Raw genomic sequence first — 19,415 nt, 5'->3', positions numbered from 1 at the left:
TGTCAAAGACGGACGGGGCAGAGATCGATAAACAGATTTTGCCTGCAGTCCCACATGAAGGAAACAGTTCGAGGATGCACTTTGACTGATGAGGCTTTCCCGGTCACGGACAAACAACCGGGTCCGGACAAGACGCGCTCCGTGCTTGCTGCCGAGCGGGCGTGGCCATTCGTCAGTGCGGTCGTCGCCGCACTTTCGATAGCCGGTTGGGCATATCTCAGCGCGATGATTGCCGGCATGGTCCCGCTCATGGACATGAGCGAGGCTGGACCGGGTATGGGAATCTTCAATCTGTTCAACGGCTTTGCCGGTTTGCCTCCAGAAGCGCGCGCCGCCCTTGCTGCCCTGTGCCTCCCTGACAGTGTGTCAACCTTTGGAATGCCTGGTAGCGTTTGGGCCGCCGGTGACCTCTTCAAGGTGTTCCTGATGTGGTTCATGATGGTGCTGGCCATGATGCTGCCGAGTGCGGGGCCGATGCTGCGCTGCTATGTAACGGCAGCCGCCCACACCGGGACAAGTGTTCACCGGATACGCATCGACACGGTCCTCGTGGCCCTGGGATATATCGTTGTCTGGACCGGCTATGCGCTGCTGGCAACCGGTGCTCAATGGCTGATGACCGGCGCTGGCCTGCTGGACCAGATGATGGCGCCAATCAGCCTTACTGTCACCGCCAGCGTTCTAACGGCTGCCGGTATCTATCAGTTTACCCCCGCCAAACAGGCTTGCCTTGCCCGCTGCTGGTACCCGCGCTGGCATTTTGCACTTCAGTCACCGCACGGCACGCGCCCTGCACACGCCTTCTGGGAAGGCTTGTTTCAGGGGCTCTTATGTCTTGGTTGCTGCTGGGCGATGATGACGGTCATGTTTGCCGTTGGAATAATGAATATTGTCTGGATTGCAGTTCTCGGCGCTCTGATGGCGCTGGAAAAGACCTTTCCGAACAGGGTGCTTACACCGTTGATGGGCTTGTTGTTCTTGTCCTGGGGAGGGGGCCTTGCACTCGTTCTGGTTCTTGGTGCTGGTGCCTGAAAAAATCTGAATAGCCGGATAACAAACCTGCACCGCACAGCTATTCGCAAAATTTGCAAGAAAACACTGTTCAACCTGTCATGAAATTGAAATAATAGAAACGCGCTGCGGTGTGATAGAGCCGTGGACCGCAGTATTTTGAGACCCTTGCCGTGGCATGTGCATCGCCGGGCATAGCAGCATCAACACATGGCAGAGACCAAAGCCCCGTGACCGAAATAGCCCCCGAGAAGGAAACCAAGGAACCCGCGTTGTTCCTGATCCACCTTTTGACCGCATCCGGTGCGCCAATCGCGTTGATCGCGCTTCTGGCCGGCGCCCGTGGCGCCTGGGGCGAAATGTTTGCGTGGCTTGGGCTGGCCCTGTTTGTCGACGGAATCGATGGACCGCTTGCACGTAAATACCGGATTGCTGAGCGACTTCCACGCTGGTCCGGCGCGTCGCTGGATTTTGTGATCGACTACGCGACCTATGTCTTCCTGCCAGCTTTCGCCCTTTCGGCCAGCGGCATGCTACCCCAGCCTTGGAACTGGATTTGCGGCGGCCTGGTGGTGTTTACAGGTGCGCTTTATTTTGCAGACAACGGCATGAAAACGCCGGATGGCTCGTTCAAAGGTTTTCCGGCAGGCTGGAACATGGTTGTGTTCGGGCTGATGGCGCTGTCGCCTTCGGTGACTTTCACGATCTCCTTTGTTCTCCTTTGCTGCGTTCTCACCTTTCTGCCGATCCGGTTTGTTCATCCCGTGCGCGTCAAACGCTGGCGTCCTCTGACATTGCTGGTCACCCTGATCTGGTTCGGGGCGGCCGCCATGGCCATTGTCGATGGCATGGCTCTGACCGGCCTGGCCGCATCCATCCTGACGGCTGCCAGTTTCTATCTCTTTCTCGTGTCCGCCGCTCAGCAGCTTCTTGAGCGCTACTTCTAGCCCGTCTGATTGCTCTTTGCGCGCGCTGCCGGTGCCGTTAAGGTGCCGGCGGCAGAGCGCTTTTTGGCGCCTCTCATCTGATTTGAAACAATTCTGTTCCCGCTTGGGGCAAGGGAGAAGCTGATGGTTATGGCAATGCGCGTGCACGAAACCGGGGGATCGGACGCACTTACCTGGGAAAAGGTCGATGTTGGCGAACCTGGACCGGGCGAAGCGCGCATCCGCCATACGGCAATTGGCCTGAACTTCATCGATATCTACTTCCGCTCAGGTCTTTATCCCGCACCGAATGGCACACCGTTCATCCCCGGCAATGAGGGGGCTGGGATCGTCGAAACCGTGGGCGCGAATGTTTCGCATATTCAACCGGGCGACCGGGTGGCGTATGTCGGACCGCTTGGAGCATATGCTCAGGAACGGATTGTGCCTGCCGATCGTCTTGTGGCAATTCCGGACGGGATCGACGACAAGACCGCTGCCGCAATGATGCTGAAGGGTATGACCGCGCAATATCTCCTGCGCCAGACCTATGACGTCGGCCCCGAAACCACGTTGTTGTTTCATGCCGCTGCCGGTGGCGTTGGTCTGATTGCCGGACAGTGGGCTGGGCATCTCGGGGCGACCGTTATTGGGACGGCTGGCTCGCCGGAAAAAGTTGAACTTGCGAAGGCAAACGGCTACCAGCACGTGATCAACTACCGAACTGAGAACTTCGTTGAGCGCATTGCCGAAATCACGGGCGGCAGAGGCTGTGACGTTGTGTATGATTCAGTTGGCCAGGACACTTATCCCGGTTCGCTTGACTGTCTTAAGCCGCGCGGCCTTTGGGTAAGCTTCGGCCAGTCTTCGGGTCCGATCAAGGATTTCAATCTGGCTCTTTTGGGGCCGAAAGGCTCGCTATACGCGACCCGTCCAACCTTGTTCACCTACATCGCCTCCCGTGCGGATCTGGAAAAAACGGCCGGCGATCTCTTTGACGTGGTGAAGTCGGGTATTGTGAAAATCGACGTGAACCAGGAGTACCGGCTGGCCGACGCCAAGCAGGCTCATGACGACCTGGAAGGCCGTAAGACAACCGGCACAACTGTCCTGATCCCGTAGTTCAATGCGTGGCGCGATCGGCAACCAGGACAAAGCCCGCAATCTTTATGCGCCTGCCATGCGTTATTTTGCGATGGTTGCCGAGCTCGGGTCGATCCGCGCCGCATCCCGTGAATTGAATGTGGCGTCTTCGGCAGTCAACCGGCAGGTGTTATGGCTTGAAGAAGCGCTCGGCATGCAGTTGTTCGAGCGCGTGGGTCGCACATTGCGGCTGTCTCAGGCCGGGGAAGTGCTGCTTGCTCATGTCCGGCGCACCTATTCGGATTTCGATGCCACGATTGCTGAGCTTGACGCGCTCAAGGGGCTGAGGCGGGGTACTGTAACCGTTGCCACCGTTGAAAGCGTGTCAGAAAAACTGTTGCCCGGTCTGATCAGCGGGTTTCGCAAGTCTTACCCAGGCATTCATGTCCGGGTGATTGTCACCTCTTCACAAGAAGCGGCGCGGCTGGTGGAGGCGGCGGAAGCCGATGTCGGTTTCACCTTCGACCCGCCGCAAAGCTCATCGCTGACAATTGCCTTTCATCAGGACCTTGTCATTGGTGCCCTTATGGCGCCGGACCATCCGCTGGCCAACGTTGAGGCTTTGACGCTCGCCGAGTGTTTGAAGTTTCCTGTGGCGATGCCCGCCGAGGGACTGTCCTTGCGGGCGCGGCTTGATACAGTCCGCTCGAGAATCAGCGGGGCGACAAAGACTTACGTTGAGGCGAATTCCCTGCGTTTCATGAGGGCATTGGCCCGGTCCGACAACATTATCGGATTTCAAACGCGAATCGGTTCGGAGGATGATCTGGCAACGGAAAAACTGGTGTTCCGGCCCCTGACCGATGCCCCCCTGCAAGATGACCGTCTTTGTGTGGTAACATCGTCGCTGCGGGCGCTGGCGCTGGCGCCGGGAATGTTTTTTGACCACGCGCTGATCGCTTTGAAGGATCAATTGGCGAGCATTGATGCCATTTAGGCAACAATGCGTCCGCAAATCAGCGCTTTGGATATGCGTTTTTTTGGGGCAACCTTTTTTGTGACAATTCGATGGCGCAAGCATGAAAGAGATTGCAGCGCTTTTAGGGAGAGGGGTCTTTATGGGGCGTTTGACGACGCATGTACTCGACACGGCTCTTGGTAAACCGGCCAAGGGTCTGAAAATCGAATTGTGGCGGACCGGGTCCGAGCCCAGTCACATCTCAACCCATGTGACCAATGAGGACGGCCGGGTGGACGGTCCGATCTTGTCCGGTGAAGCCTTTGCCGCCGGCACCTACGAGCTGCGTTTCAAGGCGGGTGCCTATCTGCGCTCGACCGGCCAAAACCTGCCCGATCCGCTTTTTCTGGACGAGATTCCGATCCGGTTCGGTATCGCGGAGGCGGGCGGCCACTATCATGTACCGCTGCTTCTGTCGCCTTTCGGCTACTCGACCTACAGGGGGAGTTGAGACGATGCGCGACACGGTCCGGTTTTTGAAAGGCGGTGAAGTGGTCGAATTGACCGATGTGCAGCCGACCGAAACGCTTTTGGATTATCTTCGTCTGCGCCGCCGGGAAACCGGCACCAAAGAAGGCTGCGGCGAGGGCGATTGCGGTGCTTGCACGGTTGCGCTCGGGCGTCTGATGGACGGTAAAGTCGTCTACCAACCGGTAAACAGCTGCATTCAGTTGCTCGGAATGATCGATGGTGCCGAGGTGGTGACCGTTGAAGATCTGAGGCAGGACGAGCGGCTTCATCCGGTGCAGCAGGCCATGGTCGAGCTGCATGGATCGCAGTGCGGGTTTTGTACGCCCGGTTTCATCATGACCATGTTCACGTTGTATCATGCCGAAGGTCAGGAGAAGAGCCGCAAAACGGTGACTGACTGGCTCGCCGGGAACCTGTGCCGCTGCACAGGATACCGGCCCATCGTGGATGCGGCCCTGCAAAGCTGTTTCGATGCAGCCGACGACGCCTTTGCCTGGCGGGCAAATGAAACCCGCGAGGTTCTGCGTGCGCTGATGGATTCGCGCGACATCTATATCGGAAACGGCGACAGCTTCTTTGCCTCGCCCGCCTCGATCGACGGCTTGGCTGCTCTGTACGGTCAGCATCCGGATGCAACGCTCGTGGCCGGTGCGACGGATGTCGGATTGTGGATCACCAAACACCTAAGCGATTTGCCGAAAACCATCTGGCTCGGCCGCGTAAACGGGTTGGACAGGGTTGAAGAAACGCCGACCGGAATATTAATCGGCGCAACAGCGACCTATGCGGCCTCGGAACCAGCCATGGGCCGGATATCGCCGGATTTGGCAGAGCTGTGGCGCCGGATCGGATCAAAACAGGTGCGAGCCTCTGGAACGATCGGTGGCAATATCGCCAACGGGTCGCCGATCGGGGATACGCCGCCAGCGCTGATCGCGCTCGGCGCGGCACTTGAGTTGCAGTCGGCTGATGACAGCCGCACCCTTGCACTGGAAGACTTTTTTATCGACTACGGCAAGCAGGACCGGGAACCGGGCGAATTTGTCACCGGTCTGTTCGTCCCGCGGCCGGACGACAACCAGGTCTTCCGCTGCTACAAGATTTCAAAACGGTTTGATCAGGACATCTCGTCGGTGATGGGCGCATTCCTGTTCACAATCGTCGACGGCGAAATCGCCGCTGCGCGTATTGCCTATGGCGGCATGGCCGGAACGCCGAAACGCGCTTTCGCTGCCGAAACGGGTCTGGTTGGTGCGGTGCTGGATGACCCGTCAACCTGGAGTACGGGCATGAAGGCTCTGTTGGGCGACTTCACGCCGCTCAGCGACATGCGCGCCAGCGCCGAATACCGGATGGAAACGGCTCGCGCTCTGCTCGCCAAGGCGCTGATGGAGGCAAGCGGCACCGATCCGGCGCAGATCAGGGTTCTCAACACGCGGGAGGGATCGCATGACCGCGCCGCTTGATCCACGAACCGCAGAACCGCAAACCAGGTTTGTTCGCAAGGACTTGCCGCATGACAGCGCGGCAAAGCATGTCGCAGGCACTGCGACTTACATAGACGATGTCGTCGAGCCGGTCGGAACCCTCCATATTGCGCCCGGCTGGGCCCGCAAGTCTGTTCGCGGAAAGATTTTGCGGCTCGATCTGAATGCCGTGAAGGCCTATCCAGGCGTGGTCGAGGTTCTGACCGCAGAGAGTATCAGGGGCACGAACGACTGTTCGTCGGCCTTCGGCGATGACCCGGTGCTCGCAAGTGATGAGGTCTTGTTCTACGGCCAGGTGATTTTTGCTGTCGTGGCCGAGACACGAGATGCGGCACGCAAAGCCGCCCAACAGGCCGTCATTGAAGTTGAGCCGATCACCCCGATCATCACGGCCGAAGACGCCGTCGCCGCTGATATCACGGTGCTGCCCGACTATCAGTTCCGGAGAGGCTCTCCGGAAACCGGTATGACAGCCGCCGAACGACGGCTGTCCGGCGTGATGCACATCGGTGGCCAGGAGCATTTTTATCTCGAAGGGCAGATCGCCATGGCCGTGCCGCAGGAAGACGGCGGCATGTTTGTCTATTCATCTACCCAGCATCCAACCGAAATCCAGCATACGGTTGCGAAGGTGCTCGGTGTTCCGGACGCACTTGTCACGGCCGAAGTCCGGCGGATGGGCGGCGGCTTTGGCGGCAAGGAATCCCAGGCCAATCAGTGGGCGAGCCTGGCTGCTCTGGCCGCTCAGGTAACCTGTAAGCCTTGCAAGATGCGGCTGGACCGGGATGACGACATGATCATGACCGGCAAACGGCATGATTTCCGTGTTGAATGGGAAATCGGGCATGACAGTGCCGGCCGGATCCGGGCCGTCGAAATCAACTTCTTGGGCCGCTGTGGCTATTCGGCAGATCTTTCGCTTGGCATCAATGACCGGACCATGTTCCACGCCGATTCCAGCTATTTTTATCCGGATGCGGCAATCCGCAGCCGTCGCCTGAAGACCGACACGTGTTCGAACACTGCGTTTCGCGGATTTGGCGGCCCGCAGGGCATGCTGGCGGCTGAGCGGATGATTGACGCCATTGCGATTTCACTGGGAATGGACCCTCTGGAGGTTCGCAAGCTGAATTTCTACGACGGCGAGCGAAACCTGACGCCCTACGGCATGCCGGTCGAAGAATTCGAGACCTTGCATGAGCTGATCCAGCAACTGGAGGCAAGCTCAGACTACTGGGCGCGGCGCGATGCAGTTCGCGCGTTCAATGCGGAAAATGCGGTGCTGAAAAAAGGGCTGGCGCTGACACCGGTCAAGTTCGGCATATCATTCACTCTTAAACATCTGAACCAGGCCGGTGCCTTGGTGCATCTTTACACGGACGGTTCCATTCATCTGAACCATGGTGGAACGGAGATGGGGCAGGGGCTTTATCAGAAGGTGGCACAGGTCGTTGCCGACGAGTTTGGCGTCACCATGGACAAGGTGCGTATCACCGCGACAAACACCTCGAAAGTTCCCAATACGGCTCCGACAGCCGCGTCGTCCGGAACGGACCTTAACGCCATGGCAGCCAGGAACGCGGCATCGGAAATCAAATCACGACTGATCGCCTTCTTGTGTGAGCAGCACGGCTGCGGTGCCGAAGCCATTCACTTCGGCGATAATAAGGTTCTTGTGGGCGACAAGTCTTTCAGCCTCGGCGAAATTGCCAAACAGGCGCACATGGCGCGCATTCAGATGTCCCATGCCGGCTTCTATGCAACACCCGGCATCACTTGGGACCGGGAGTCCGCGACCGGCCGGCCGTTCTTCTACTTTGCTTATGGCGGAGCGTGCTCTGAAGTGACCATCGACACGATGACAGGCGAAATGACCGTCGACCGGGTCGATATCCTGCATGATGTCGGTCATTCTCTGAACCCGGCGATTGATCTCGGTCAGATCGAAGGCGGCTTTGTGCAAGGCATGGGCTGGCTGACAACGGAAGAACTGGTGTGGGATGAACATGGCCGCCTGCGGACCCATGCTCCATCTACCTACAAAATCCCAACGGCTTCGGATGTGCCTGAAGACTTCCGGGTAAAGCTATATGAATCAAGAGGAAATCCGGCTGAAACCATCTACCGTTCAAAAGCTGTCGGCGAGCCGCCACTGATGCTCGCAAATTCAGTGTTCTGCGCAATCAACGACGCTGTTGCCAGCCTCAAACCCGGCGTTGTACCCGAACTCAACGCACCGGCAACACCTGAGGCGATCATGTCTGCGGTGCATAAAATCAAGAGAGCACCGGCGGCACGACATGGGGAGCCGGAAACATCATGAGGGTCTGGGGGCACATCGCGAACACGCTGGAAACCGGCAGCGCCTGTGCCCTTGTCACAGTTGCCGCGGTCAAAGGCTCAACGCCGCGGGAACCCGGAGCCAGAATGATTGTCCGGGCGAATGGCGGGTTCTTCGGAACCATTGGGGGAGGAACCCTTGAGTTTGAAGCCATTCGGCTCGCCCGGTCTGCGATCAAAGAGGGGTATTCCGGGCTGAGAATCCGGACCCTGTCGCTCGGGCCGGATCTTGGCCAGTGTTGCGGAGGGCGCGCCGATATTGCCCTAGAGGTCATTCCGGTCAGCGAACTGGAAATCGCGCGGGATCTGGCGGAAGCCGAAGCCTCGGGTGGCCCGGTCGTGACTTTCGGGACTGTGGCCGACGGGCAGCCGGTCGTCCGAAAGCGATGGAATGAAACGCCTGGTGAGCCGTTTGATCTGCGAAACGATGGCGCACTGGTCGAATGCTTCGGCGATGTGAAGCGGCCCCTTTTTCTGTTCGGCGCGGGCCATGTCGGCAAGGCCGCCGTGCTGGCGCTGGCACCGCTTCCGTTCAAGGTCACGTGGATTGATCCGCGCCCGGACATATTTCCTGCGGCAGTTCCGGCCAATGTCACGAAAATCCTGTGCGGCGATCCCGCTCTCGAGTTGGAACGGGCTCCAAGCGGTGCCTTTATTCTAGTCATGACGCACAGCCATGCGCTTGATGAGCAGATCGTGGCAGCCGCGCTTAAAGCGCAGCGTTTTGACTATTGCGGTGTGATCGGAAGTCAGACCAAACGGGCCAGATTCCGCAAAAGACTGCAGGCGCGCGGGCTAAGCGAGGGCGTGATCGCGAACATGGTCTGCCCGGTAGGCCATCCTGATATCAAGTCGAAACACCCGGCGGCCATAGCTGCCGGGATTGCAGCCGACCTCTTGCACAGAAATGAGGCGGCTCATCAACAAAACCGTGCAGTCGAGGGGGTTGCACAGTTTCTAGCACTTGGTCAATAAGGCGGCATCGTTCGGGGGGAACAGAGTGGCAGACGTGTTGATGGCAGAGGCTCCGGAAGACAAAAAAGCGCCTGGCGCGCGACAAGAAACCGGAGATCTTCTCGATGCCCGGGGACTGACAAAACGTTTTGGCGACATTCTCGCCAATGACCGGGTCGATCTTGCGATCCACAAAGGCGAAATCCATGCGCTACTTGGAGAAAACGGCGCCGGAAAATCGACCCTTGTGAAGATGTTTTACGGTTCCCTTGAGCCGGATGGAGGCACGATCCTTTGGCAAGGCAAGGAAGTGCGGATTGACAATCCTGCTGCGGCCCGTGCGCTCGGTATCGGCATGGTATTTCAGCATTTTTCCTTGTTTGAAGCGCTGACAGTCGTTGAAAATATCGCCCTTGCCCTGCCCAATCCGGGCAATATGGCTGAGCTTGCGAAACGCATCGAGGCGGTGTCCAACGACTATGGTCTGCCCTTGAATCCCAAAGACTTTGTCGCAGATCTACCCGTCGGCATCCGCCAGCGGATCGAGATTGTGCGCTGCCTGCTCCAGGAACCCCAACTGATCATAATGGATGAGCCGACATCCGTGCTCACGCCACAAGAAGCAGACCGGTTGTTCTTAACGCTCCAGCGCCTGGCCTCTGAAGGATGCGCCGTGCTGTACATCAGCCACCGCCTCGAAGAAGTGCAAAGGATCTGCCATCACGCAACCATCCTGCGTCACGGACAGGTGGTGCGCGAATGCGACCCGACCAAGGAAACCGCTGGATCGCTCGCTCAGATGATGGTCGGGTCAGAAATACTTGGTGTCGGATCTCACACGAAGGCGCTGTCAGCTGGTGAACCAAGGCTTGGCTTGAAAGGCCTGAGCGCGCCAGCAGGCACGCCGTTTGCGACCGCGCTCAACGACATCAATCTGGATGTACGCGCAGGCGAGGTTGTCGCAATTGCAGGCGTTGCCGGCAATGGGCAGGGCGAGTTGTTTGACGCTCTGTCAGGTGAAATGCGGGTGCAGCCGGGCATGGTGGTTCTGGATGGCGAGGCCGCCGGGGCACGCGCAATCAATTGGCGCCGAAAGAAAAACGCCGCCTTTGTTCCCGAAGAGCGGCTCGGTCATGGCGCTGTGCCCGGGCTGAAATTGTCTCAGAACGTTGTCCTGACGCGCCATGCCACCAAAGACGGACTGATCGAGGCAGGCATGGTGTCGCTTCGCAAGGCGAACGATCTCGAAAAGCGGATCAAGAAGCACTACGACGTGCGCATGTCCCATGATGACCCGGAGGCGCGTTCACTATCCGGAGGAAACCTGCAGAAATTTGTGATGGGACGCGAGCTCGACCGCAAACCCGGGATACTGGTGGTGAATCAGCCAACCTGGGGCGTTGATGCGGGCGCGGCTGCGCTCATCAGGCAAGGCTTGATCGATCTGGCGCGCGAAGGCTCTGCCGTTCTGGTCATCAGCCAGGATCTCGACGAGATCTTCCAGATCTCTGACCGCATTGCCGTGATCTCGCGCGGTTATCTCTCAGCCGCCGAACCGGCTGCCCAGATGACCCGCGAACGTGTCGGCCTCTTGATGGCCGGCGGCGCCGAAACGCAAGGGGAGGCGCATTGATGCGGCTGGAACTCGTCAAACGCAAGGAACGCAGTGCATCCATGGCGGTGATGTCGCCCTTGGTTGCCGTGGGGCTGACGGCGCTGGCAGCGGCAATCATCTTCGCGATCTCCGGTGTGAATCCACTTGTGGGACTGTATGAGTTTTTCATAGATCCGCTCACCGAGCGCTGGTCGCTGGAGGCCACGATCGCCAAAGCAACGCCGCTGATCCTGATCGGCTGCGGATTGGCGGTCTGTTACCTGTCAAACAACTGGAACATCGGGGCAGAAGGCCAGTTTGTCGTTGGGGCCCTGTTCGGATCGGCCTTGCCCGTTCTGTTTCCAAGCTTTGAGAATGCGCTGACCTTGCCACTCATGCTGATTTTCGGTGCTGTTGGCGGTGCTCTGTGGGCGTTGATACCCGCGGTTCTGAAGACGCGGTTCAACACCAATGAAATTCTCACCAGCTTGATGCTGGTTTATGTGGCCAGCCTGCTGCTCGATTACCTCGTGCGTGGACCGTGGCGTGATCCGGACGGATTCAACTTTCCGGAATCGCGGATTTTCTCCGATGCCGCCACATTGCCGGACGTATTTGGCGGACTGATGAGCCTTGCGACGCCAATCACGATTGTCATTGCGATCGTCCTCGCAATTGTCCTGGCAAAGACCTTGAAAGGTTTTGAAATCCGGGTCATGGGCGAAAGCCCGCGTGCAGGCAGCTTTGCCGGTTTTTCCGCCAAGAAACTGACGATCTTCTCCTTTGCCCTTGCTGGTGCGCTGGCAGGTCTTGCCGGAACCATGGAGGTCTCGGCCGCGCTCAATCAGCTTCTGCCGTCGATTTCGCCTGGCTACGGCTTCACGGCAATCATTGTCGCGTTTCTGGGCCGGCTGAATCCGATCGGGATCATTATCGCGGGGTTCGTCTTGGCGCTTTCGTACATTGGTGGCGAAGGCGTCCAGTCCGGACTTGGCGTGTCCAATGAGATTGCCAGCGTGATCCAGGGGCTGTTGTTGTTCTTTGTTTTGGCCTGCGACACGCTCATACTCTATCGGGTCCGGTTGGTTACCCGCAAAGTCTCAGCAACAACCGGAGAACCGTCCCATGTTTGAAGCCATATTGTTGACGGTCATCACCGCTGCCACCCCGCTTTTGATTGCCGCCATCGGCGAGCTGGTGGTTGAACGCTCCGGCGTTTTGAACCTGGGTGTCGAGGGCATGATGATTATGGGCGCGGTCGTCGGATTTGCGGTCGCAAACCAGACCGGATCCGGGGCCTTGGGCGTGGTCGGTGCGATCCTGGCTGGCATGGCAATGTCGGCCCTGTTCGGTTTTCTGGTTCTGTTTCTGGTCGCCAACCAGGTTGCCACCGGATTGGCGCTGACGATTCTCGGAATTGGTCTGTCCGGCATGATCGGAGAAGCCTTCATTGGTGTGCCGGGATTGAAAATACCCGAGCTGTACATCCCGGTTCTGTCCGATATACCCTTCATCGGACCTGTTTTCTTTCAGCAGGATGCGCTTGTCTATCTGAGCTTTGCGCTGGTCGGCCTGGTTGCGTACGGGCTGTTCCGCACCCGGATGGGGCTGGTCCTGCGCGCGGTTGGCGACAACCACGGGTCCGCGCATGCGCTCGGTTTTTCCGTTATCAAGGTCCGGTTTCTGGCCGTCCTTTTCGGCGGCGCCTGTGCAGGGCTGGCCGGCGCCTACATGTCATTGGCATACACGCCGCAGTGGGTGGAAAACATGACAGCCGGGCGGGGCTGGATCGCGCTGGCACTCGTTGTGTTCGCGTCCTGGCTTCCATTCCGGGTGATTATTGGGGCGTATCTGTTCGGGGCGGTGGGGGTGCTGAACCTTCATGCACAGGCGATTGAACTCGATATTCCGTCTCAATTCCTGTCCAGCCTGCCTTACCTGGCGACAATTGTTGTGCTTGTTTTGATTTCTGCAAACCGCAGACTGACACTGGTGAATACGCCGGCCTGCCTTGGCAAGCCGTTTGTACCGGACAGGTGAGGGCTGCCACACATGTCCAGCCCGTCGCATCTGCGATCATGTGCCGGGTTCTTCCTCCAAACCGATCGCCAAATGATAATCCTGAGGGGTATGTCAACATGAAGAAGTTCTTGAAAGCCACGGTTGCTGCCGTTGCCTTCGCTGCTGCCGGATCTGCCGCTCAGGCTGCTGATCTGAAGGCCTGTTTTGTCTATGTCGGGCCGGTTGGCGATTTCGGCTGGACCTATCAGCACGATCAAGGCCGCCTGGCCGTAGAAGAGCATTTCGGCGACCGGGTCGAAACCGCGTATCTTGAAAGCGTGGCGGAAGGCCCGGATGCCGAGCGCGCAATTGAGAGGTTCGCCCGGGAAGGCTGCGGGATTATCTTCACCACATCCTTCGGCTACATGAACCCGACCATCAAGGTGGCAAAGAAATTCCCAGATGTGAAGTTTGAGCACGCGACCGGCTACAAGACCGCCGACAACGTGGCGACATACAATTCAAAGTTTCATCAGGGCCGCTACATCATCGGTCAGATCGCAGCCAAGCAATCCAAGACCGGGACTGCCGGCTACATTGCGTCTTTCCCGATCCCCGAGGTGGTGTCCGGTATCAACGCATTCATGCTTGGGGCTCAGTCCGTCAACCCGGATTTCAAGGTTAAGGTTGTTTGGGTGAACACGTGGTTTGATCCGGGCAAGGAAGCCGACGCCGCGAAAGCGCTGATCGACCAGGGTGCTGACGTCATTAGCCAGCACACCGACTCCACCGCACCGCTTCAGGTCGCTCAGGAACGCGGCGTTCACGGGTTCGGCCAGGCGTCCGACATGATCAACTTTGCGAAGGACGCACAATACACGGCGATCATCGACGATTGGGCGCCCTACTATATTCACCGCGTTGAAGAGGTCCTCAACGGCACCTGGGAAAGCCATTCCTCTTGGGAAGGTCTGGCGGAAGGCCACGTCGTGATGGCGCCCTACACGAACCTGCCGGAAGATGTCGTCGCGATGGCAGAAGCGACGGAACAGAAGATCATTGATGGCTGGGAGCCGTTTACCGGTCCGATCATCAAGCGGGATGGAACCGTTGTCGCGGAAGAGGGCGTGCGGTTGGATGACGGCGCGATCCTCGGGATGAACTGGTACGTTCAAGGCATCGACGACGAACTGGAGCAGTAAGCCGCAAAGGCCTTACGCTTAGCTAAAAGGCGCATCCGGGCGCAAATTCAAACGCCCGGATGCTGCCCCTCATAATCGACATGGACGCGCTGCAATGACCCTTGCATTTGCAATGGATTGGCTGAACTTGCTATTCCGTTGGGCCCACCTGATCGTCGGGATCGCGTGGATTGGCACATCGTTTTATTTTATTGCGCTCGATCTTTCCCTTCGGAAACGGGAAAAGATGAAGAAAGGCGTGTTCGGAACCGCCTGGGAAGTGCATGGCGGCGGGTTCTACCATGTCGAAAAATACACGGTCGCGCCGAAGGAACTGCCGGACGATCTGATCTGGTACAAATGGGAAGCCTATCTGACCTGGGTCACCGGTTTTGCGCTTCTGGTCGTGCAGTACTACTTCAATGCATCAGCTTATCTTATTGATCCCAGTGTGCTTGAGCTGACTGCCGGTGAAGCAATATTGATTTCGGTGGCATCGCTCGTTCTTGGCTGGCTGATCTATGACCGCCTTTGCCGTTCGCCCATCGGCAACAACACGCTGCTTCTTGCAGTCTGTGTTTTCGCTTTGATCATGGCCGCGACGTACATGTTCACCCATGTTTATTCCGGGCGCGGCGCCCTGATCCATGTGGGCGCGTTCATGGGCACCATCATGGCTGTCAATGTGTTCGGCGTGATCATCCCGAACCAGAAGAAAATCGTTGCCAGCCTGATGAAAGGTGAAGCGCCGGATCCCGCATTGGGCGCCATGGGCAAGCAGCGCTCGATCCACAACAACTATCTCACGCTCCCCGTCCTTTTGATGATGGTGTCCAACCACTATCCGATGCTGACCGGGCACCCGCAGTCCTGGCTGTTGGTGGCGCTTGTGCTGGTGATCGGCGGAATGGTGCGACACTTGCTGAACCGCCACGATGCGGGCGACAGCTTTGCCAAATTCTGGTGGACGCTGCCAGGTGCTGCGGCCGGGCTTGTGCTCGCGCTTATCATGACCGCGCCACGTGATTTCATTGGCGGCGACGTGGTCGCCGATGCGACGGCTGTTCAAATCACGCAATTGCATTGCGCTGCCTGCCATGCGCAAAACCCGACTTATGACGGGTTTGAGGAAGCTCCGAAAAACATTCATCTGGAAACGGCTGAGGACCTGCGCCGGTATGCCGATTTGGTCATGGCGCAGGCGGTCCAGTCCGATGCCATGCCGCTTGGCAATGAGTCTGGTATGTCAGACGAAGAAAGGGTGTTGTTGGGAACGTGGCTTGCCCAACAGGACTGATACAAACAGCCGATATCGAGGGAGGGGGCATGCATACGGTTGAGCAGATAAATTGCTTCAAAAAAGACACCTTTCTGCAGGCGTTTGGCGATGTAGCAGAGCATTCTCCCTGGGTGGCCGAACGTGCATTTGCCGCGCTGCCCTATCGCAATCGGGATGCTGTGATCTCGGCATTCGAGGCAGCCATGCAATTTGCGTCCAGGGATGAACAAATTGCGCTGATCCGCGCGCATCCAGACCTTGCCGGCAAGGCGGCGCGGGCCGGTGTGGTCGCCGAAGATTCCAAGAAAGAACAAGCAGGCGCCGGGCTTGATACGCTGACTGACGCCGAATATGCCCGGTTCACCGACCTCAATGACCGGTACCGTGAAAAATTCGGCTTTCCGTTTATCTTTGCGGTCAAAGGCGCGACCAAACACATGATTTTGGCGGCATTCGAGGACCGCATCGAGCATACGCCGGACGCAGAGTTTGCAATGGCCCTGTCGCAAATCTCCCGGATATTCCGGTTCCGCCTGGAAGAGCGGATCGCTTCATAGCCGGGTGCTTAGACGAAGGGCCAAAAAGGACTTCGTGAGTGGGAGGCTTGGTGATACGAAAAGCGCATCAAGCCGGGAGAGAGCATGCTTCACAGACGGACATTTCTCCAGATGGGCGCCCTGTCATCTGCGGCGTCTCTCAGTCTGGCATCTGGTGCCCAAGCACAAGGCGGTACAAGCGGAGCGGGTGCCGGAACGTCTTCAGGAACTGCTTTTTCGCCTGCCGAAAAATCGGGCCTTGCGGTGGCGCTTGGCGGGGGCGCAGCAAAGGCCTTTGCCCATATCCCGGTCTTGGAGGCTTTTGACGAACTGGGAATCAAGCCGGACGAGCTCGCCGGAACATCCATGGGGGCAATCCTGGGCAGCCTCTACGCCGGTGGCATGGCGGCTGTTGAGATCCGTGCATATGTCATCGAGTTGTTTGCCAAACGGCGCCCCCTGTTACGAAGGCTTTTTCTGGACAGTGGGCGGCCAATATCTTCCCTGTTTAACCTGACAAGGCCTGCGATCATTGACCCATTGGTGCTATTCGAAGCGGTGCTGCCGTGCAGCTTCCCGAAGTCTTTTTCCGATCTTCAAATCCCGCTTAAAATCGTTGCGACCAATTTTCACGGCCAGAGCCAGGTTGTTCTGAATGAGGGCCCGTTGCTCCCAGCGGTCGCCGCTTCTTCAGCGCTTCCGGTGCTTTTGACACCGGTAAGGATCAATGGATCCGTTCTGATCGATGGCGGCTTTGTCAATCCGACACCGTTTGATGTTCTGGATCCGGGCTTCAAAACCATCGGGGTCGATGTGACGGGAACTGATTTTGTCGATGACGGCAAGCTGCCCAGCGCACTGGAAACCTGGATCGGATCCTTCAGCATCACCCTGCATTCGCTGGTCACCGAGAAACTCAAACGAAAATCACCGGATTTGCTGATTGAACCGCCGGTCGGGACCTTCAGCACAATGGACTTCTTCAAGATTGAGAACATCCTGACCTCGGTTGACGCCAGCAAAGACCGGTTCAAGCGGCAGATTGCCGAGCTGATGGAGGATCACTAGCCGCTAGAACGCGGGGCCACGTTTCCGGAAAATTTCCTTGAGCTGGTCTGCCCTCTGCTCCGACCAGTCCTGCGGTTCCAAAATGGCGGCCCACGCGTCTATGTAGTCCGGAGCCACGTAGTAATGCCCGAAGTGTGGAACGTTTAGGGAAACCGAAGAATCGAGCGCCAATTGAAGCATGGTGACAATCGGGAACCAGCTCAGCTTGTCTGAAACGTCCGGTGCACGGGGTTGTGCCATCCAGGCAGGCGGGCGAAATGCGCTGTCGAAGGTAAAATTGACAATTGGATCGCTACCGTAGTTCAAAAACACGGCGCGGATCGGACCCCAGTCGGCGTATCCTTCATTCAGGCCGCCATATTGGTTCATGACGCGTACCACCGATCCGTTGCCGTAGGTTGGGCGCCAGGCGGGACTGCCCGGGTTGCGGTTGTCCCGGACAGCAGACCAGTACCGGGAGAAAAACGGTGAGCCAGCCCACATGGCGCCGTCAATCGGATCGCTGAGCATATCCAGAAGCGGCAATGTCGCTTGTGAATTGAACGCACCCTGGCTGAGGCCATGCACATAAAGACGGGGTCGCGTTTCAGGCGGCAACTTGGTCCAGTGATTGTATATCGTCTTAAACAGCAGCCTTGACTGTTCAATGCCGTAGTCCGGATGTGCCAGCAGCGACAAAACGCTGGTCAGGTAGGAATACTGGACTGCAACGGTTGCGACATCGCCACCCAATATGAAATCAAGCGTGTCTTGCGCGCCCGGGTCCATCCAGCCGGTTCCGACCGGCACCATAACGACCAAAGATGAGCGGTCGAAACCGCCGACCCGTATTAATTCGTCAAGCGCCAGATCAGCTCGCTCTTGAGCCGTGTCTGCGGACCTGCGTCCGACATAAACTCTCAGGGCGTCCTGGGCGGGGCCGGGGAAAAACGCTTCGATTTCCGCACATGTTGGCGCAGTGCTGACGAAAGCGCGGCCCCAGCGGCCCATTTCCTCCCACTTGACCAAAGACTGCGGACTGCCGGTTTTCTCCGGGTCGCTCGGTTGTGGGACATCGGGTTCGATGAGAATATCAGCTGCTTCAAAAGAGGCGTCTGCCGCGCGAAATGCCGTGCGGATCAATGCACCGTCGACCAAGGCCCAAAACAGATACAGGACGAGGATGGTGGAAAGAGCATAGCCGATGCGGCGCGGCACAAACCGATCAAGACGCGCACTCAACCAACGCCGTGCAAGACCGAGCAGGCGAAAGATGAGCCAGAGTGCAAGCGTAACACCAGCGCCTATGCCGAGGATTTCGAACGGATAGGAGGTTTCAACCGGGCCAAGCCCAATCGCGGCGCGGGTTGCGTTTTGCCAGTCGGCCGCTTTCGAAAGGGAATAGGCGATAATCGCAACTGCCGCCGCAATTGAACAGACATTCATGACCCGAATGGTTCGTCGCGATCCGCGCGGCAGTTCCAAAAACCGGTAAAAGGCGACGATCCAATTGCCAATTTCATACCCGAGTGCGGCAACAATACCAGCAACAACACCGGACGTTGCCGGGTCACGCGGCATCAAGGTAGGGGTGAGGGATGCCCCGAACGCACTCACTGCGATGATCAGACCGAATGCTGACAAATTGTCAGCAAAGGCTCGCAACAAACGGGAAAAAAATGTCAAGGGAACTGCTCCTAGGTGCAGCTTAAAGGATCAATCGTCTTACTGTCCAACAGAATGTACGGCTGCACAATCGCCTAGTTTCTTGACAGTTTTTCCATCGCGCGCCCGACTTGCGTCTCCTTCGGATCGGCAGACGCCGACAAGCCCGTGACAACCCCGGAATAATCAGTGCCCGCCTTGTTCTGACTGAGTTTCGCCTTGCCGAACAATTGCGCAATCGGAAGCCGGACGCCCACGATCCCGCGCAGCTGGACCTCTACGAACCGGTCTGGTGCATCGGAGACCTTCCAAGGGGAGCTGCGGCCGGTTTCTTGCAAGTCGGTCAGTTTGTTGACCACGTCACGCAGGCGGTCCTGGTCTGTGAAGAATTCTACCGGCCCTCTTGCTTGCACCGTTACATAATTCCAGGTCGGCACCACTTTACCGGTTTCCTGCTTGGTCGGATAAAAGGACGGCGATACGTAGGCATCCGGGCCCATGAAGATCGCAAGCGCGGTACCGTGCACCGCGGTCTTCCATTGGGGATTGGCGCGGGCGATATGCCCGTAAAGCACGCCATGTGGCTCTTCTTCACGGTCGAGATAGAGCGGCAGCGGCGTGGAAAACGGTCCTTGGTCGGTGATTGTGACCAGATTGGCAAAGGGAGCCGCGTCGATTGCGTTGAACACGTCTTCTTGAGGCCCCAGGTCAAAGTGGTCGGGCAAATACATCTGTGGCTCCAAAACCAAACCTAATACCGCCCGGGGAGGCGGTTTTGTGCGCGCCAATTGATCACATCACAGCAGCAAAAAACAGTGATGA

The 19,415-nt window shown here is 57.9% G+C and carries 17 protein-coding genes; 15 read left to right on the top strand and 2 right to left on the bottom strand.

What is annotated here, in order from left to right:
- The first annotated feature begins 54 nt into the window (after window positions 1–54).
- The 15 genes from JM93_RS02765 (at window position 55) to JM93_RS02695 (ending at window position 16,949) form a co-directional block, all read left to right on the top strand.
- Complete coding sequence (locus JM93_RS02765; RefSeq protein WP_145340521.1) at window positions 55–1,032, top strand: DUF2182 domain-containing protein; 978 nt, start codon at window positions 55–57, stop codon at window positions 1,030–1,032.
- A gap of 209 nt (window positions 1,033–1,241) precedes the next feature.
- Complete coding sequence (locus tag JM93_RS02760; protein WP_145340520.1) at window positions 1,242–1,958, top strand: CDP-alcohol phosphatidyltransferase family protein; 717 nt, start codon at window positions 1,242–1,244, stop codon at window positions 1,956–1,958.
- A 123-nt stretch (window positions 1,959–2,081) separates the two neighbouring features.
- Window positions 2,082–3,059 (top strand): quinone oxidoreductase family protein, encoded by a 978-nt coding sequence (locus JM93_RS02755; protein WP_145340519.1) that lies wholly within the window; start codon window positions 2,082–2,084, stop codon window positions 3,057–3,059.
- Between the two features lie 4 nt (window positions 3,060–3,063).
- Complete coding sequence (locus JM93_RS02750) at window positions 3,064–4,017, top strand: LysR family transcriptional regulator (RefSeq protein ID WP_145340518.1); 954 nt, start codon at window positions 3,064–3,066, stop codon at window positions 4,015–4,017.
- 121 nt (window positions 4,018–4,138) lie between these two features.
- Window positions 4,139–4,489 (top strand): hydroxyisourate hydrolase, encoded by a 351-nt coding sequence (gene uraH, locus JM93_RS02745; RefSeq protein ID WP_145340517.1) that lies wholly within the window; start codon window positions 4,139–4,141, stop codon window positions 4,487–4,489.
- Between the two features lie 4 nt (window positions 4,490–4,493).
- The gene (xdhA, locus tag JM93_RS02740; protein WP_145340516.1) at window positions 4,494–5,975 is read left to right on the top strand and encodes a xanthine dehydrogenase small subunit; all 1,482 of its coding nucleotides are present in this window, start codon (window positions 4,494–4,496) and stop codon (window positions 5,973–5,975) included.
- Window positions 5,959–8,319 carry a xanthine dehydrogenase molybdopterin binding subunit gene (gene xdhB / locus JM93_RS02735; RefSeq protein ID WP_145340515.1) on the top strand — a complete coding sequence of 787 codons (2,361 nt, stop codon included), beginning with the start codon at window positions 5,959–5,961 and terminating at the stop codon, window positions 8,317–8,319. The genes xdhA and xdhB overlap by 17 nt, the downstream gene beginning before the upstream one ends.
- The gene (xdhC, locus tag JM93_RS02730; RefSeq protein WP_145340514.1) at window positions 8,316–9,311 is read left to right on the top strand and encodes a xanthine dehydrogenase accessory protein XdhC; all 996 of its coding nucleotides are present in this window, start codon (window positions 8,316–8,318) and stop codon (window positions 9,309–9,311) included. The genes xdhB and xdhC overlap by 4 nt, the downstream gene beginning before the upstream one ends.
- A gap of 40 nt (window positions 9,312–9,351) precedes the next feature.
- Window positions 9,352–10,923 (top strand): ABC transporter ATP-binding protein, encoded by a 1,572-nt coding sequence (locus JM93_RS02725; protein ID WP_145341019.1) that lies wholly within the window; start codon window positions 9,352–9,354, stop codon window positions 10,921–10,923.
- Window positions 10,923–12,017 carry an ABC transporter permease gene (locus JM93_RS02720; protein WP_196220758.1) on the top strand — a complete coding sequence of 365 codons (1,095 nt, stop codon included), beginning with the start codon at window positions 10,923–10,925 and terminating at the stop codon, window positions 12,015–12,017. The genes JM93_RS02725 and JM93_RS02720 overlap by 1 nt, the downstream gene beginning before the upstream one ends.
- A complete protein-coding gene (locus JM93_RS02715) occupies window positions 12,010–12,924 on the top strand; it encodes an ABC transporter permease (protein WP_145340512.1) in 915 nt (304 codons plus the stop codon). The genes JM93_RS02720 and JM93_RS02715 overlap by 8 nt, the downstream gene beginning before the upstream one ends.
- A gap of 98 nt (window positions 12,925–13,022) precedes the next feature.
- Window positions 13,023–14,087, top strand: coding sequence for a BMP family ABC transporter substrate-binding protein (locus JM93_RS02710; RefSeq protein WP_145340511.1), 1,065 nt, complete (start codon window positions 13,023–13,025; stop codon window positions 14,085–14,087).
- 94 nt (window positions 14,088–14,181) lie between these two features.
- A complete protein-coding gene (locus tag JM93_RS02705; protein WP_145340510.1) occupies window positions 14,182–15,363 on the top strand; it encodes a urate hydroxylase PuuD in 1,182 nt (393 codons plus the stop codon).
- Window positions 15,364–15,392: 29 nt separating this feature from the next.
- Complete coding sequence (gene uraD / locus JM93_RS02700; protein ID WP_145340509.1) at window positions 15,393–15,902, top strand: 2-oxo-4-hydroxy-4-carboxy-5-ureidoimidazoline decarboxylase; 510 nt, start codon at window positions 15,393–15,395, stop codon at window positions 15,900–15,902.
- Between the two features lie 84 nt (window positions 15,903–15,986).
- Complete coding sequence (locus JM93_RS02695; RefSeq protein ID WP_145340508.1) at window positions 15,987–16,949, top strand: patatin-like phospholipase family protein; 963 nt, start codon at window positions 15,987–15,989, stop codon at window positions 16,947–16,949.
- Between the two features lie 3 nt (window positions 16,950–16,952).
- On the opposite strand, the gene JM93_RS02690 is transcribed toward JM93_RS02695, so the two are convergent.
- The gene (locus tag JM93_RS02690; protein WP_208994882.1) at window positions 16,953–18,614 is read right to left on the bottom strand and encodes an alpha/beta hydrolase; all 1,662 of its coding nucleotides are present in this window, start codon (window positions 18,612–18,614) and stop codon (window positions 16,953–16,955) included.
- 74 nt (window positions 18,615–18,688) lie between these two features.
- A complete protein-coding gene (locus JM93_RS02685) occupies window positions 18,689–19,324 on the bottom strand; it encodes an FMN-binding negative transcriptional regulator (RefSeq protein ID WP_145340507.1) in 636 nt (211 codons plus the stop codon).
- Between the last annotated feature and the right edge of the window lie 91 nt (window positions 19,325–19,415).

This window comes from Roseibium hamelinense (assembly GCF_007830545.1).
Lineage (GTDB): Bacteria > Pseudomonadota > Alphaproteobacteria > Rhizobiales > Stappiaceae > Roseibium > Roseibium hamelinense.
Note: the sequence above shows the minus strand (reverse complement) of the source record. Positions and strands in the feature narration are given on the sequence as shown.